The sequence below is a fragment of the Candidatus Dorea massiliensis AP6 genome (assembly GCF_964245105.1).
Classification (GTDB): domain Bacteria; phylum Bacillota; class Clostridia; order Lachnospirales; family Lachnospiraceae; genus Laedolimicola; species Laedolimicola intestinihominis.
In genome coordinates this window covers 67,394-83,460 of the sequence record NZ_CAXTKW010000012.1, presented here as the reverse complement: position 1 = coordinate 83,460, position 16,067 = coordinate 67,394, and the positions used below count along the sequence as shown (strand labels likewise).

Annotated in this window: 16 protein-coding genes, 2 tRNA genes and 1 other annotated feature; of the genes, 1 reads left to right on the top strand and 17 read right to left on the bottom strand. The window is 52.2% G+C overall.

The features are described from left to right. Window positions 1–16: 16 nt before the first annotated feature. The 15 genes from ACESZP_RS13140 to ACESZP_RS13070 all read right to left on the bottom strand — a co-directional run bounded on the left by ACESZP_RS13140 (window position 17) and on the right by ACESZP_RS13070 (window position 13,472). Entirely contained in the window at window positions 17–1,213 is a 1,197-nt protein-coding gene (locus ACESZP_RS13140; RefSeq protein WP_499709206.1) for a S1C family serine protease, read from the bottom strand. A gap of 303 nt (window positions 1,214–1,516) precedes the next feature. Beyond that, a complete protein-coding gene (locus tag ACESZP_RS13135) occupies window positions 1,517–3,121 on the bottom strand; it encodes a VanZ family protein (protein ID WP_499709205.1) in 1,605 nt (534 codons plus the stop codon). A gap of 67 nt (window positions 3,122–3,188) precedes the next feature. Continuing rightward, window positions 3,189–3,770 (bottom strand): sigma-70 family RNA polymerase sigma factor, encoded by a 582-nt coding sequence (locus ACESZP_RS13130; protein WP_178040023.1) that lies wholly within the window; start codon window positions 3,768–3,770, stop codon window positions 3,189–3,191. 3 nt (window positions 3,771–3,773) lie between these two features. Then, complete coding sequence (gene rlmB / locus ACESZP_RS13125; protein WP_178040024.1) at window positions 3,774–4,517, bottom strand: 23S rRNA (guanosine(2251)-2'-O)-methyltransferase RlmB; 744 nt, start codon at window positions 4,515–4,517, stop codon at window positions 3,774–3,776. Between the two features lie 4 nt (window positions 4,518–4,521). Continuing rightward, complete coding sequence (locus ACESZP_RS13120) at window positions 4,522–4,953, bottom strand: ribonuclease III domain-containing protein (protein WP_178040025.1); 432 nt, start codon at window positions 4,951–4,953, stop codon at window positions 4,522–4,524. Then, complete coding sequence (gene cysS / locus ACESZP_RS13115) at window positions 4,938–6,344, bottom strand: cysteine--tRNA ligase (RefSeq protein WP_178040026.1); 1,407 nt, start codon at window positions 6,342–6,344, stop codon at window positions 4,938–4,940. The genes ACESZP_RS13120 and cysS overlap by 16 nt, the downstream gene beginning before the upstream one ends. After that, window positions 6,331–7,053 carry a serine O-acetyltransferase EpsC gene (gene epsC, locus ACESZP_RS13110; protein WP_499709204.1) on the bottom strand — a complete coding sequence of 241 codons (723 nt, stop codon included), beginning with the start codon at window positions 7,051–7,053 and terminating at the stop codon, window positions 6,331–6,333. Before epsC ends, cysS begins: the two co-directional genes overlap by 14 nt. Before the next feature lie 60 nt (window positions 7,054–7,113). Then, window positions 7,114–7,361, bottom strand: a binding site (T-box leader). 98 nt (window positions 7,362–7,459) lie between these two features. Then, on the bottom strand, window positions 7,460–8,320 hold the full coding sequence (locus tag ACESZP_RS13105) for a GNAT family N-acetyltransferase (RefSeq protein WP_499709203.1): 861 nt from the start codon (window positions 8,318–8,320) through the stop codon (window positions 7,460–7,462). 74 nt (window positions 8,321–8,394) lie between these two features. Next, on the bottom strand, window positions 8,395–8,943 hold the full coding sequence (gene ispF, locus ACESZP_RS13100; protein WP_178040029.1) for a 2-C-methyl-D-erythritol 2,4-cyclodiphosphate synthase: 549 nt from the start codon (window positions 8,941–8,943) through the stop codon (window positions 8,395–8,397). A 150-nt stretch (window positions 8,944–9,093) separates the two neighbouring features. Continuing rightward, complete coding sequence (locus ACESZP_RS13095) at window positions 9,094–9,588, bottom strand: DNA-deoxyinosine glycosylase (protein ID WP_178040030.1); 495 nt, start codon at window positions 9,586–9,588, stop codon at window positions 9,094–9,096. 201 nt (window positions 9,589–9,789) lie between these two features. Beyond that, window positions 9,790–9,863 (bottom strand) — tRNA-Met (locus ACESZP_RS13090). Window positions 9,864–9,868: 5 nt separating this feature from the next. After that, window positions 9,869–9,941, bottom strand: a tRNA-Val gene (locus tag ACESZP_RS13085). A gap of 173 nt (window positions 9,942–10,114) precedes the next feature. After that, a complete protein-coding gene (gene nudC, locus ACESZP_RS13080) occupies window positions 10,115–10,957 on the bottom strand; it encodes an NAD(+) diphosphatase (RefSeq protein ID WP_499709202.1) in 843 nt (280 codons plus the stop codon). Window positions 10,958–11,032: 75 nt separating this feature from the next. Next, window positions 11,033–12,946 carry a threonine--tRNA ligase gene (gene thrS, locus ACESZP_RS13075; RefSeq protein ID WP_499709201.1) on the bottom strand — a complete coding sequence of 638 codons (1,914 nt, stop codon included), beginning with the start codon at window positions 12,944–12,946 and terminating at the stop codon, window positions 11,033–11,035. A gap of 19 nt (window positions 12,947–12,965) precedes the next feature. After that, window positions 12,966–13,472 carry an SEC-C metal-binding domain-containing protein gene (locus ACESZP_RS13070; RefSeq protein ID WP_158364874.1) on the bottom strand — a complete coding sequence of 169 codons (507 nt, stop codon included), beginning with the start codon at window positions 13,470–13,472 and terminating at the stop codon, window positions 12,966–12,968. Between the two features lie 358 nt (window positions 13,473–13,830). Here ACESZP_RS13070 and ACESZP_RS13065 point away from each other — a divergent pair, with 358 nt between their 5' ends. After that, entirely contained in the window at window positions 13,831–14,031 is a 201-nt protein-coding gene (locus ACESZP_RS13065) for a hypothetical protein (RefSeq protein WP_499709200.1), read from the top strand. A gap of 46 nt (window positions 14,032–14,077) precedes the next feature. Here ACESZP_RS13065 and ACESZP_RS13060 read toward each other — a convergent pair whose 3' ends face one another. After that, complete coding sequence (locus tag ACESZP_RS13060) at window positions 14,078–14,677, bottom strand: HAD family hydrolase (protein WP_349163413.1); 600 nt, start codon at window positions 14,675–14,677, stop codon at window positions 14,078–14,080. 8 nt (window positions 14,678–14,685) lie between these two features. Next, a complete protein-coding gene (locus ACESZP_RS13055) occupies window positions 14,686–15,969 on the bottom strand; it encodes an adenylosuccinate synthase (RefSeq protein ID WP_499709199.1) in 1,284 nt (427 codons plus the stop codon). Between the last annotated feature and the right edge of the window lie 98 nt (window positions 15,970–16,067).

Below are 16,067 nucleotides of genomic sequence, written 5' to 3'. Positions count from 1 at the left end.
TTTTTCGTCCGTCTATTTATTTCTGATTCTGTCCCAGCGTCACTGTCGCAGTTTTCTCAGCATACTGCCCATTCTCCCGGGTGCTATAGGTAATTTCCACCTGCTCCCCAGTCTTATAGTAAGCAAGCTGCTCTTTCAGATCAGCCAGAGCAGATACGCTGGTTCCGTCGAATTTGGTGATGATATCGCCCTTCTGCAGACCGACCTGCTCTGCAGCACTGCCTGTCTCCACCGATGTGATATAGACGCCCTTCGGCATATCATAAGCCTGTGACACCTCGCTGGTCACATCCTGGCCGCTGATGCCAAGGAAGCCCCTCTCTCCTTCAGCCACCTTCTCGGTTCTCACCTGACGGTTCATCAGGTTCTCAATGATATCCACCACGTCGTCCACCGGAATGGCGTAACCCATACCCTCTACCGATGTATCGGAATACTTTGCAGAGTTAATTCCAACTAACTGGCCGGACATATTCAGAAGTGCGCCGCCGCTGTTGCCCGGATTGATGGCTGCATCCGTCTGAATCAGGGTGTTGGTGGTATTATCAATGGTAACCTCACGGTTCAGGGCACTGACGATGCCCGTCGTTACCGACTGTCCATAGCCCAGCGCATTGCCGATAGCTACCACCTGCTCGCCCACCTCCAGGTTGGAGGAACTGCCGATTTCAATAACCTTGATAGTGGAAAGGGTATCCTCGGATAAATCACTTAACTTCACTGCAATCACCGCAATATCATGATCCGCGTCCGTTCCCTTCACAGTAGCCTCCGCCACACTCTCATCCGCAAAGCCCACGCTCAAATCCTGCGCGCCGCTGACTACATGGTTATTGGTGACCATCAGAAGCTCCGTATCGGTCTTACCGATGATGATGCCGGAGCCGCTGCTCTCGCTTTCATAAGCCTGTGTCTGGCCGAACATGCTCTGCATTTCCTGGACGCTCTTATTCGTAATGGCTACCAGGGACGGCATAGCCGCCTCCGCGATAGCGGATACGCTTGCGCTACTGTCCGTATCGGTACCTGCAGCATCTGTGGAGCTGCTGCTGACCGCGCTTGCGATATTCAGCTCCGCTTTATCGGTGGCTGTCACTGTTCCACCATTTGCTTTGTTATACAGATAATTGCTGCCCTGGAAGGCTGTGCTTGCCAGCACGCCGAATGCCAGAGCCGTTGCCACGAATTTACTTCCCTTTTTTATGTTTCCCATATTTAAGACCTCCTCAAATCAGGTTTGTCTGCTTTGTTTCATTTGATGAGGTCATTATAAAAAACATCTGTGATGCAATTGTGGTGTTTTTATGTAGAAAATGTGGTATTCCTGTGTCTTTTCTGTGTTTTATTTTCCATTATTTGACCGGCAGTAAGAGAGAATCCTGCTTTGCAGGATTCTCCGCCGCAGTGCGATAATGTTTTTTTATGTAATAGGGGATTCTATCGGAATTTCCTATTACATAAAAATATAACCCGGGGACATTCTCACGCCTCCGGGCTATCCGCTCTTTTTATGCTGCTATTCTTCCGCAGGCGTGTCTTCTCCAGTATCCCCGGAATCACCCGCCACATAGTCAAATAAGATCTTTGCGTCCTTATACCGGCCCGGATCCCCGTCCTGCATCAGTACCGCGATATAAGTCTTACCGGCAATCTCAGCCGCTGCTACCAGGCATTTTACATCATTGAAGCTGCCGGTCTTCATCCCGATAGCTCCCTCGTAATAATACTCGCCAGATGGCTGAATCAGCTCGTTGGTATTCTTATAAGTCAAATCCAGGTTGTCAAACAGGCCTCGGTAGGATTTCGCGCCGCAGAGCTTCTTAATGGTATCATTTTTCAGACATTCCCGCGCAATCCGAACCATATCCCGGGCGCAGCTGTACTGACCGTCCGCCTGGTCGCCGTCCGGCGTCAGAAAATTGGAATTCTCCAGATTGAGCTCTGTTCCCAGATCCTTTTCCGCATCCAGAAAGGCCTGCAATGCCTCGTCCACCGACGCGCTGTCATTGCCCAGAATCTTCCGTCCGGTGTAGGTCGCAAGCGCGTAAGCCGCATCATTGCCGGAAGGAATCAGCATAGCACCCAGAAAAGTCTCCACAGTTCCGGTGGTGCCCTCTTTCAGGCTCGCGTTGGACGCCTGGCCGCTGATACGGGTAATTTCCTCCCCTGCCGTCAGCTTCTCCGTCGGATCGCAGTAATTCAAGACTGTCAGGGCCGTCATCAGCTTCGTGGTGCTGGCCGGAATCTCCTGATCGGCTCCTGCCTTTTCATATAGAATCAGATCATCGTCCACGGAAAACAGCACAGCTGCTCCCGCTTCCAGGGAAAGCTCCGGCATGCTGTCCGCCTCCTTGAGCTTTTTCGCCTCTGCCTCGGCCAGACGCTTGGCCTCTGCCTCTTCCGCTGCTTTCTTCGCCTCCGCAGCTGCTTTCGCCTGCTGCTCCTCCTGAGCGCGTACCTCCTGCACCCGGGCTATTTCCAGACGTGTGCCCTGCACCATCACCGGCAGCAGCATCAGAAGAAAGACCAGCTCCAGCTCCAGACGCACCGGAGCCGGTACCTGACGTCCACGGGAACGCTTCACGGTTGCCATCCGCTCAATGCCTGTGATATTCATGCATAAAAGACCGAACAGAAAATAGCCCACAAAGCCTCCAAAGAGCGCCCATAAAATATCATCCAGCCGCACAACCATGGACGGCATGAAAAGCTGAAATACCTCGATAAAAAGCGCCGCGCTTCCGCACAGGGACAACACCTTGCCCGGATTACGGCTTCTGCGGAACAGAAACGGCACCAGGAAACCGATGGGGATATATTTCAAAAAGGCCCCAAACAGGGCTCCTACACCGCTCTCCCTGACCATCCGTACCGTGCCATAGATGGGAATCAGATTCGTTCCCGAAAATGCAGGCTTCAGAGAAAACCCAAGCGCCGGGCTCACCGACGCGGAAAATAAGGTCAGCAGCCACCAGGCAAGCAGCGCCATGCCCACTTCATGGGCCACCGGCACCCTCATCCGTCCATTCCGGTATAATAGCCGGAGCAGCACCCGGTAAATGATATATACGATAATTCCTATCAGAAAATAGGGTTTGATACTTCCGAAATATCCTGCCAAAAAATCCCCTCCTTTTTCTTTTGTAACCTGAGATAAGTATAACATGTTCTGTCTCAAAAGCGGACTTTTATTTCAGAATAAATTTCTTAATTTTTCTTCGGATCCGCTGCAGCGCGTTATCGATGGACTTCGGGTTCCTCTCCAGGCCTTCCGCGATCTGTACATAGTTCTCTCCGTTCAGATAGCGCTGCAAAATTCCGTACTCCATGGGACTTAAAAGCGCCTCAATCCGATCCTGCAGGCTCTCCGCCGATTCCTGGTCGATGAGCAGCTCCTCCGGGCTTTTTCCCCGGGAACTGTCTGACACATCGTCCAGGCCTTCTGTCAGCTCCACATAGGTATTTAAAGGGCTGTGCTTCTGCCGGGACGCAGCCTGGATGGCAGTATAAAGCTGTCTTGAGATACACAGCTTCGCAAAAGAGCCGAAGGAAGCCTCTTTTTCCGGCCTGTAATCCCGAATGGCCTTAAAAAGTCCCAGCATGCCCTCCTGAATCAAATCGTCGCTGTCACCGCCAATCAGGTACAGGGTACGGGCTTCTTTGCGCACCTGCCCCTTGTAGCGTTCAATCAGTACATCCATGCATTCCTGCTCGCCGCCGCGGATCCCTTCCATCAGTTCTTCGTCTGAACGTTCTTCAAGCTTTGTCATGAATTATTTTTTCATCCTCTGCCGTACAATTTCGTAGGCCAGCACGCCTGTCGCCACGGAAGCGTTCAGGGAATCAATATTTCCTTTCATGGGAACGGAAGCGATAAAGTCGCAGGACTCCCGCACCAGGCGGCTGACGCCCTCACCCTCGTTTCCAATGACCAGGCCGATGGGGCCTGTCAGATTCAGGTCGTACATAGTCTCGCCGCCCATATCTGCGCAGACGAACCAAAGCCCCTGCTCCTTCAGTTCCTTAATGGTGTTGGTCAGGTTGGTGACTTTCGCCACAGGTGTGTAATTGATAGCTCCGGCTGAAGCCCGGGCCACCACCGCGGTCAGGCCTGCCGCCCGACGCTTCGGAATGATGACGCCGTGGGCACCTGCCAGGTTTGCCGTACGGATAATGGCTCCCAGATTATGGGGATCCTCAATATCGTCCAGCAGAATCAGGAAGGGATCCTCGCCCTTCTCTCTGGCATTTGCCAGCATCTCCTCGACTGTGCCGTAATCATAGGCCGCTGCCTGGGCAATGACGCCCTGATGATGTCCTGTGGCAGACATCTGATCCAGGCGTTCTTTTGTTACAAAATTGATGATGGTATCGTGCTTTCTCGCTTCTCTCTTAATGGTGTTGATGCTTCCGTCCTGACAGCCATCCTGAACAAACAGCTTGTCAATGGTCTTACCGGAACGAAAGGCCTCCAGCACCGCGTTTCTTCCCTCTATGGTCAGTTCTTCGTAATTCATACGTTCAATCCTCTTCTAATCCCTTTTTTGCCAGCTCCAGAATACGCTCCGTGCGGCCTGTCAGATACAGATAGCCCATCAGCGCCTCAAAGCCTGTAGCCCGGCGGTAATCGGACATGGTGGCATGCTTGGCCATGGTGGCGGAATTGGCGTTGCGGCCCCGCTTAAAGACCTGCATTTCCTCTTCCGTCAGTTCCTCCTTGATGCGCTCCAGAGAGGCCGACTGAGCCCCTGCGTTCACCAGGGTACTGGCCTCCTTATGAAGCCGGTTAGCCTGGGCGTTGCCTCGCCCCACCAGAAGGGAACGAACCACTACCTCATAGACCGCGTCACCAATATAGGCCAGCACCAGCGGAGAATAGGTCCGCACGTCCACATCCGGAAGCTCCCAGTTCTCCTTGATGCCTGCCATCAGATCCATTATGCTCTTTTCCATTTTACGCCCTCGCGGGTATCCTCCAGAACGATACCCTTCTCCAGAAGCTCGGCACGGATTTCGTCTGCCCGCGCGAAGTTCTTTTCCTTTCTTGCCTGCTGACGCTCCGCAATCAGCGTCTCGATATCCGCGTCCAGAAGCTCTTCCTTCTTATCTGCCACCAATCCCAGAATATCGCACAGGGTCTTCAGGCGATCCAGGCATTTCTGCAGATAGGATTTGCTGTTCTCCGCGCTTGTATGGGTGTTCAGATATTTCACCAGTTCAAAAATGGCTGCGATGGCGTCTGCGGTGTTGAAATCATCGTCCATGGCCTCTTCAAACTTCTTCACATACTCTTCTGTCGCGTCGTAGTGAGCGGTCTCGCTCTCGGTCATGCTGTCATCCTTTGCGTTGGCAATCAGATGCTTCAGATTGTCAGCCGCCGTCAGGATACGCTCCAGGCTGGTTTTGGAGGACTGCATCAGATCGGCGCTGAAGTTCAACGGGCTTCTGTAGTGTGCGCTCAGCATGAAGAAACGGAGCACCTGCGGGTCATATTTCTCGGTAATCTCTCTTACGGTAAAGAAGTTTCCCAGAGACTTGGACATCTTACGGTTGTCGATGTTCAGGAAAGCGTTGTGCAGCCAGTAGTGGGCGAACTCCTTGCCGTTGCAGGCCTCGCTCTGGGCTATCTCATTTTCATGGTGCGGGAAAATCAGATCTTCGCCGCCTGCATGGATATCAATCTGCTCGCCCAGATACTTTTTGGACATAACGGAGCACTCGATATGCCAGCCCGGACGGCCTTCGCCCCAGGGTGACTCCCAGGCCGGCTCACCCTCTTTCTTCGGCTTCCAGAGCACAAAATCCAGGGGATCCTCCTTCTCATTTTCACCGGACACCAGAAGGGAACGGTTACCGCTCCGAAGATCGTCCAGGTTCTTGTGGGACAGCTTGCCGTAAGGGCCGAATTTACGGGTACGGAAGTATACGGTTCCGTTTACCTCATAAGCGTATCCCTTGTCGATCAGGGTCTCTATCATCTCGATCATGCCCGGAATCTCCCGGGTCGCCAGCGGATGGGTAGTAGCCGGTTTTACATTCATGTCGGCCATATCCCTCTTGCACTCGGCGATGTAACGCTCAGATACCTCGCTTGCGGGCACGCCCTCCTCGATTGATTTCTTAATAATCTTGTCGTCTACGTCCGTAAAGTTGGATACATAATTCACTTCATATCCCTTGTACTCCAGATAGCGGCGCACGGTGTCGAATACAATCATGGGACGGGCGTTACCAATGTGGATGAAATTGTATACGGTGGGACCGCATACGTACATTTTTACCTTGCCCTCCTCCAAGGGGACAAATTCTTCTTTACTTTTTGTCAGCGTATTATACAGCTTCATGTCTTTTCTCCTTTTTCTCTGCTTTATCTTTTTTCTTTTCAGCCTTTCTTGCTGCTTTCTGTCGCTCTTTTTCTTCCAGCACCTCAAGCTGCCGGTTCAGATCGGCGTTTTCCATTCGGAGCGCCAACAGTTCCTCCATAACCGGGTCGGGCAGATTTACCTGATCCATATCGCTTCGCGGTAATTTTACATTATCCTGCTTGACGATGCGTCCCGGTACGCCTACCACGGTACAATTGGGCGGCACCTCTTTCAGGACCACGGAGCCTGCGCCGATCTTGGAATTCTCCCCTATGGTAAAGGAACCCAGAATCTTTGCTCCGGCACTGACCATGACGTTGTCCTCCAGAGTGGGATGACGCTTGCCCTGCTCCTTACCGGTTCCGCCTAAGGTCACGCCCTGGTAGAGAGTCACATTGTCGCCGATGATGGTGGTCTCGCCGATGATAACACCGGAACCATGGTCGATAAACAGGCCCTTGCCGATGGTGGCTCCGGGATGAATCTCGATGCCGGTCTTCTTCCTCGACCTCTGGGAAATCCATCTGGCCCAGAAATAATGTCCGCTTTTGTACAGCTTATGCGCCACCCGGTAATTCAGGATGGCCCAGAAGCAGGGATAGAGAAGTACCTCGGCCGAGGTCTTGATAGCCGGATCCCGCTCCCGGATAACCTGAATTTCTTCGTTGATATACTTGATAATTCCCATGCTGCTCCCCTTTTTATGCCTCGGGATAAAAATGGAATAAAAAAGGATCCTTTCTTCTCCATAAGAGACGAAAGAATCCGCGGTTCCACTCTTTTTAAAAGGCTCTCGCCTTTTCCCTTTTTCCGCGTAACGTGCGGGCTTACGTACCCGGCTGCAGGCTTCTTCTATTTTTCAAAATCCTCTGCCTGTTCACCGGATCAGCTCCCGGATGCACTTCATCCGTCCCTCCCGCGAAAGCTGCTTGCAGCCGATGACAGCTTCTCTCTGACGCTTTGGAAGCGGATTACTTTTCCGTTCTTCGCCTTTTTCTCATTTACTTCCTTTATAGGATATGCAAAAATGCTCCTTTTGTCAAGCCTTTGCGGCTAATTTCAGGAAATATTCCTGTTTTTGTTTGTACACGTGCTTACACCAGCTCATTGATGTAGACGCCGTCCACCACGCGCACCTGCTCCAGCTTCTGAAATGCCGTCTTAGTAATGCCCGGAAGTTCCTCCGCGCCCAGCATGCCGAAGAGAAAGCTGCCCAGATCCGCGATGGAAATGGTGAGCTCCGGCTCCGCGTCACAGCGGGTGAGACGGCTGCCATCCTCGGTGAAGTCCCAGCAGAATACGCCGTCATTTTCCGGCAGAATCAGGTCGGTGATACGGAGCACCAGACTCTGGGGCTCCTCCGCGCCGATGTGCTCCACGAACTTTGCGATATCCACCAGCCGCAGCATCATAGGCGTACTCTCCCATTCCGGCCAGTCGATATGGCGCTTCTGATATGCTTCATCCTTTTCCACGAACAGTTCGTAGTCCTCCGCCAGTTCTTCGCTGCCCTGGGCCACCAGGCCCTCCTCGTCATCATTTCCCATGAGACGGAAATCAAAGGGCGTGTAAATGGCCTCGTCTGCCGGCATCAGGAAAGTGAAGGGGCGGCCGTCGGTGTACATGTCCTGCAGGGCCTTTGTGAGCAGTGTCCGCATCAGGCCCTGATGGCGGCAGGTCACTTTGGTAGCCACCGCTACGATATAATCTGCCGGAACGGACGCGCCGCGGAACCGGAAGGTATAGGGATTCCGGTGCAGCATGGAGACGATGGCGCCGTCGTTTTCCGCCACAAGGATCTGATTGTCCCGGGCCTTGATTTTGTAATAGAGCTCTGAAAACCCGTCCGCATCCTCCACAAAGACTTCCTCGTAGAGTTCCCGGGAACGTATCCGCTCGTCATCTTTCAGATATCTCACTTCCAGTTTTTGGGTTTTTAGTTCCTGCTTCTCCATAGCTTACACCTCGTCTGTATATCTGTTTTTCCAATCTGCCATGTCCGCCGCCCAAATCACCGGCATAGGCTGCTCTATTCTGCCTTCTGGCAGCCGCCGCAGCCCGGGCAGCCGTTCGGAAGCTGCATCACGTCTTCATAGGCGTAATTCGCCACCGGAATCAGAGCGCAGATGGCCTGAGAAGAAATGCCCTCGCCGGTGCCGGTAAAACCGAGGCCCTCTTCTGTAGTAGCCTTGATGTTAATCTGGCTTTCTTCAATCTGTAAAGCCTTCGCCACATTTGCCCGCATCTGAGGAATATGGGGCGCCATTTTCGGGCGCTGGGCGATGATGGTGGCGTCGATATTGCCCACCACATAATTCTGCTCCTCCAGAAGCTTTCCCACATGCTCCAGAAGCCTGATACTGGAGATGCCTTTATATGCCGGATCCGTGTCCGGGAAATGCTTTCCGATGTCGCCGAGGGCCGCTGCGCCCAAAAGAGCGTCCATAATCGCGTGAAGCAGCACATCTGCGTCGGAGTGTCCCAGAAGTCCTTTCTCATAGGGAATTTCCACGCCGCCCAGGATCAGCTTTCGGTCCTCCACCAGTCTGTGTACGTCATATCCCATTCCTACCCGCATTCTATACCTCTTTCTCCGGGGAAATCCGCCCGGTTTTCGTTCTTATTTTCTGCCGTTATTATATCTCAAATGTTTGCATAAGTATAGCCAATCTATGACAACTTGATACGATTTTTGCAATAACCGCTTTCCACTGTGCCCGCAGGCTCGCTACTGGTTTAAGCTCTCCCCTATGACCTTCCACTGCCCGATTAGATTGTCCAATGAACACGCCGCGTTGGCCGGACTGGTGGATGGCAGCCGCACCGCTGCCCGTCCCGTCTCCGGGAAAATGTATTTTTTATACAGCTTCTCCGCCGTACCGCCGTTTACATAGATCTGACGGATATCCGCTGTCTCCAATATGGGGCGGATATCATTGGGCACCACGTTCCGGATACTGCTGTCACTGGAGCCCTCGATCTCGCAGCTTGCGATCACATCCCACAGGGCAATGCCGCTCCTAAGCAGGAACTCCTTCTTCTCAAGAATCGTCCCCGGCGTCTCCTGCCCCGTCACGGCCGCCAGAACGCGCCAGAATCGATTCTGCGGATGATTGTAGAAGAAATGCCCTTCCCGCGATTTCACCGACGGAAAGCTGCCCAGAATCAAAATTTTTGAATGTCCGTCGTAGAGCGGCGGTATCTCATGCTGCACCTGTTCCATGTCATCCTCCTGTATACGAGATAAAATACGCTTCGCGAATTTTACTCGTTATCGCGGCATCTACGTTCCACTTCGGTCGGTGCTGAACAAGCGCCACTGGCGCTTAGCACCGTCAAGGTCTCGTACAAGCACGGACTTTGACTCGTTGCTCGTGTAAACAAAAGACCCAAGAACGATTTCGTTCTTGGGTCTGAATCTTAGTAGCGAGGAAGGGATTTGAACCCCCGACACTGCGGGTATGAACCGCATGCTCTAGCCAACTGAGCTACCTCGCCATAAATGGGACCTATAGGGCTCGAACCTATGACCCTCTGCTTGTAAGGCAGATGCTCTCCCAGCTGAGCTAAGATCCCATTTCGTTCTCGGTTTTGACTTGCCGTCCCAACCGACTTGCTTATTATAACCTTATAACTGAAGAAAAGTCAAGCACTTTTTTCAACTTTTTTTCATTTTCTTTTCAGAATCTCCAAAAGCCGCATAAATACTGGATTTTTTGACCTTATTTTTTTACGGGAAAGGTGTTTTTTTACACCTTCCCATTCTTGAACTGCCAGATCATCTCACTGGTCAGACTGATATTCAGGGGCTGGGGCGGCGCGTCCTCCCGCGTGAACCATTCGGCAGTGGCCAGCTCCTCGGTGTCCAGGGTGACGGTCTCGTCATCACCGTCCAGATCCACGAAGAAGCCCATCAGGACTGTCTCGGAGAAGGACCAGGGCTGGCTCTTGTAGTAGCGGATATTTTTGACCTTCAGACCCACTTCCTCCATGACCTCCCGGCGGATGGTCTCCTCGATGCTCTCGCCGATCTCGGTAAATCCCGCAATCAGCGCGTAGTAGGTGATATTATCCCGGCCCGCATACTTGGACATCAGAATCTTATCTTTATGTAGAATACCCACGATGACTGCCGGAGAAATCTTCGGGTATTCCATCTGGCCGCAGTCCAGGCAGCGCATCATGCGCTCCTTTGCGTCATGCACCATGGGGCTGCCGCAGTGGCCGCAGTACTTGCGGACGTCGTACCAGTGCCAGAGCTGATAGCCAGTGATGCCGGCGAAGGATAACCACTGAGGCTGTGCGTCCCGAAATCTCCGGTTACTTTCTAGCCGAAAGTCCTTGCGTTCCGGCAGGGCCAGTTCCTTTACCAGATAGAATCTCTTATCATCCACTGTGAACAGATAGATGATGTTCTCCGAAAGCTCCGTCTTCACCTCCGGAAAATCCCGGAATCTGGGAAATGCAATCTCCACCCCATCCCAGCGGGCCAGCGCGTTATGTCTCTCAAAATACATCAGATAGCTGTCTGCGTCCGGCTTCTCCGGGCAGTATTCATTGTGATAGATATGCGGCGCAATATCCTGTATCATATCGATTCTCCTTTATGAAAATCCCCCGCCGGAAGGCTTACGCCTCCGGGCGGGGGAATCTGCGTTCAAACAATTTTATGCTTCTCTGCCTTTGGTTTCAATCTCTTTTTTCACATCAGCAATGAAAGCGTCCAGAGCCTTTACTCCCTGATCTCCGGCCTCGCGGCTTCTGACAGAGACAGCGCCCTCTTCCTCTTCCTTCTGACCTACCACCAGCATATACGGAATCTTCGCGGTCTGTGCCTCACGGATCTTGTAGCCAATCTTCTCCGCGCGCTTATCAAGCTCGGTACGGATACCGGCCTCATCCAGAGACTTCTTTACCTGCTCTGCGTAATCCATATACTTGTCGGAAATCGGCAGTACACGTACCTGAACCGGAGCCAGCCAGGTGGGGAACGCGCCTGCAAAATGCTCAATCAGGATACCGATGAAACGCTCGATGGAGCCGAATACCACGCGGTGGATCATGATCGGGCGGTGCTTCTCGCCGTCTGCTCCCACGTACTCCAGTTCAAAACGCTGGGGCAGTTGGAAGTCCAGCTGAATGGTTCCGCACTGCCAGGTACGGCCAATGCAGTCTACCAGATGGAAATCAATCTTCGGGCCATAGAACGCGCCGTCGCCCTCATTTACTACATAAGGCATACCCAGCTCGTCCAGAGCGTCTCTAAGGCCTGCTGTAGCCATCTCCCAGTCCTCATCACTTCCCATGGAATCCTCGGGACGGGTGGACAGCTCTACATGGTACTTAAATCCAAACATGGAATAGGTATCGTTGATCAGAGCTACTACGCCCTTGATCTCGTCCTTGATCTGCTCCGGCGTCATGAAGATATGCGCGTCGTCCTGTGTAAAGCAGCGCACACGCATGAGACCATGAAGCTGGCCGGATTTCTCATGACGGTGTACCAGACCCAGCTCGCCCACACGCAGGGGCAGGTCACGGTAAGAACGGGGCTCTGCCGCGTAAACCAGAACGCCACCCGGGCAGTTCATCGGTTTGATCGCGTAATCCTCGCCGTCGATGACGGTGGTGTACATGTTATTCTTATAGTGTTCCCAGTGTCCGGAGGTCTCCCACAGGCTTCTGTTCAGGATAATCGGGGTAGATACCTCCACGTAGCCTGCCTTCTTGTGGATCTCTCTCCAGTAGTCAATCAGGGTATTCTTAAGCGTCATTCCCTTCGGCAGGAAGAACGGGAAGCCCGGTCCTGCTTCGTGCATCATAAAGAGGCCCAGCTCCTTGCCAAGCTTTCTGTGGTCACGCTTCTTTGCTTCCTCCATCATGGTGATGTATGCTTCCAGCTCTTCCTTCTTCGGGAATGCGGTAGCGTAAAGACGGGTCAGCATCTTGTTGTGCTCGTCGCCTCTCCAGTACGCGCCTGCCAGGCTCATGATCTTGAAAGCCTTACCTACGTCTTTGGTACTCTTAAGGTGTGGTCCTGCGCACAGGTCCACGAACTCACCCTGCTGATAGAAGCTGATTTCCGCATCCTCCGGAAGGTCCTCGATCAGCTCTACCTTGTAGGGCTCACCCTTCTCCTTCATAAATGCGATAGCCTCCTCGCGGGGCTTGGTGAAGCGTACGATCTCCAGGTTCTCCTTGATGATCTTCTTCATCTCGGCCTCGATCTTCTCAAAGTCGTCGGAGGTCAGCGGAGTCTCAAAATCCATATCGTAGTAGAAGCCGTCGGCCACGGAAGGTCCGATGGCCAGCTTTACGGTCGGGTACAGACGCTTTACAGCCTGTGCCATCACGTGGCTTGCGGTGTGACGCAGTACAGACAAAGCCTTCTCATCCTTCAGAGTCAGGATGTTCAGGTTACAATCCTTATCGATCACGGTTCTCAGGTCTACAACCTCGCCGTCTACCTCGCCTGCTACGGTCATGCGCGCCAGGCCTTCGCTTAAGTCCCGGGCAATCTCATATACGGATTTGCTCTCTGCATACTCCTTTACGGAGCCGTCTTTCAATGTGATTTTCATAATCTTCTCCTCCTGCGCCTTATGCGTTCTTTCCGCAGCACTTCTTGTATTTCTTTCCGCTTCCGCAGGGGCAGGGGTCGTTACGGCCAATCTTCGGTCCCTTTACGATAGTGTTTGATTTCTTCTGCTCCAAATACAGTTCATGCAGCTTCTCCTCAGAGAAAATCTCTTTCCACTGGGGCAGCTCATAGAGCCAGTCTGCCTTGGCGTCTACCATGTTCTTGTACAGCTTCTCTTTGTCAAACTTCAGGGATACGACGGTGTCCTCCTCCATCTCCTCGATGGGGTTCGGCTCTACCAGGCTGTCGTTGATACCATCCAGGAAGCCTGTCATGGTCATGACGCTCTGTCCGTACTTCTCTGCCAGCTCCTTGACGGTACCCTTTACCTCGGTATCCGGATCGGTCAGAAGCTGCTCGTAGATGCCCTTCTCAATATTGAAATAGTTCGCCCAGAATCTCTGGATGTCACCCTTATTCGCTTTCTCATCGTAGGCCATATCGCGCCACTGTTTCAGTAATGCCATAATTTAATCTCCATCCTTTGCTTAAAACATTTCTATCTTCTAAATATAGCAGGACAGATATTAAAAATCAAGCTGTATTTTGTATTCCGGGCCATGTTCCGGCCCAAATCTGTCCTTTCCTTTTCCGGTACGCAGACGAAATCACCCCGAAGCGTTCCTGGCGCTTCGGGGTGATCTGCTAAAGGGGAGGATATAAGTAATTCGTTTCTCTTTTGTCTGATGTTAGTATATCCCTACCTCATTCTTTTATACAAAGTATTTGCGCTTTTTTCTTTTTTGTGATAAATAAAAGAGAGGGAAACTGAAAACCAGCATCCCGGAACTAAGACAGAAAGGATTCTTCTATAGAAAAACTGCTATGAAAGACAATAAATGTAAACGGATTCTGGCCCTCATCGGCGTAATCCTGCTGACGGGCATGTATCTGATGACCCTGGTATTCGCGTTCGTGGACCCCACCGCCGGGAAGCTCTGGCTGAAGGCCTCGATTGTATGCACGATTTTTGTACCTGTTTTCATCTACGCCTGCATCATGCTGGCCCGGTATCTGAAAAAGTAAAAAGCCGAAAGAAGGCCCGCACGTTGTTCCGTGCGGGCCTTCACTTTTACAGAAATGTATTCAGTTCTTCTTTCGCCTGCTCATAAGACACGAAGCGGATAGCGTGAAGCCCCAGCTTTCTCGCTGCTTCAATATTGGCCGCGTTGTCGTCGATGAACACGGTCTGCTCCGGAATGATGCCGTAAGCCTCAAAAAGGCCTGTAAACGCCTCCGGATCCGGCTTATTCTTATGAGTTCGATAGGAAAGATGATATCCATCCATCTGTCCTAAAAATCCCATCATGGTCTCCTCATTCTGTTCAAAGATCCGCTTCTGCCAGTTCGACAGGGCATATACCTTCAGACCCCGGGCCTTCAGCTCCCCAATCCATGCGTTCGCATAGGAAAAGCTCCAGGTACACTGTCCCAGATTCTCATAGACAGCACGAATCTCCGGCTCATAATCCGGCGCGTTGGATATAAAATCCCACAGTTCCTCTTCCTCTGTCATCAGACCCTTGTCATGCTCTTCCCAACAGGGGTTCAGAAACACTGCTTCCTCCAGCGTTCTGTATGGGATCTCATCCGGCACGATTCCATGCAGATACTGATCCCAGCTGTAATCCATCAGGACTTTACCAATATCAAAAATAACTGTATCAATCATAACGTACCTTATTTATTGCGAAAAATGATATCGTCGCGGCCCGGTCCGTTGGATACCATGGTGATCGGGCACTCGATGTGCTTCTCGATAAACTCGATGTACTTGCGGCAGTTTTCCGGCAGATCCTCGTACTTCTTGATGCCGCGGATGTCGCATTTCCAGCCCGGCAGCACCTCGTATACAGGCTTTGCCTTCTCAAGCAGGTGAGTAGTCGGGAAGTCGGTGGTAACCTTTCCGTCGATCTCGTAGCCTGTGCAGACCGGAATTTCATCCAGATAGCCCAGTACGTCCAGTACTGTGAAGGCTACGCCGGTAGCGCCCTGGATCCGGCAGCCGTACTTGGATGCCACACAGTCATACCAGCCCATTCTTCTGGGTCGGCCTGTGGTTGCGCCAAACTCTCCGCCGTCGCCGCCTCTGCGTCTCAGCTCGTCCGCTTCGTCGCCGAAAATCTCGCTGACGAACGCGCCTGCGCCTACGGCACTGGAATATGCCTTGCTGACTACGATGATTTCCTTGATCTCATAGGGCGGAATACCTGCGCCGATGGCGCCGTAAGCTGCCAGGGTAGAGGAAGAGGTAACCATCGGGTAAATGCCGTGATCCGGATCCTTCATGGAACCAAGCTGACCCTCCAGCAGGATATTCTTGCCCTCGTGGATCGCGTCCCACAGATACTTGGATACGTCACATACGTAGGGCTCTACCATCTTCTTATACTCCATCAGCTCCTCATAGATCTTGTCCTCATCGAGAGCCGGCTTATGATACAGGTTCTCCAGAACCACATTCTTCTTCACGCATACATTGGCGATCTTGTCGCGAAGATACTTTTCGTCCGCGAACAGCTCGCTGACCTGGAAACCAATCTTCGCGTATTTATCAGAATAGAAGGGCGCGATACCGGACTTGGTGGAACCGAAGGCTTTTCCTCCCAGACGTTCCTCCTCGCACTGGTCAAACAGGATATGATAAGACATCACAATCTGCGCACGGTTGGATACAAGAATCTTCGGGGTCGGAACTCCCTTCTCCACAATGCTTTGAATCTCGTTGAACAGAACCGGAATATTCAGTGCGACTCCATTTCCAATGATGCTGGTGGTATGATTGTAAAATACACCAGACGGCAGGCTGTGCAGCGCGAACTTTCCGTAATTGTTTACGATTGTGTGGCCTGCGTTTGCACCGCCCTGAAAACGGACGATGATGTCAGACTCCTGAGCAAGCATGTCTGTGATCTTGCCCTTTCCCTCGTCACCCCAGTTGGCGCCTACGATTGCTTTTACCATAGCTTGTATCCCTCCATTAGGTTTAAATACTGAAAATTAAATAACGTCAGTGCAGACGCTCTGCACCGACGTTTAGTATACCTTGTTTTTCTCAAAAA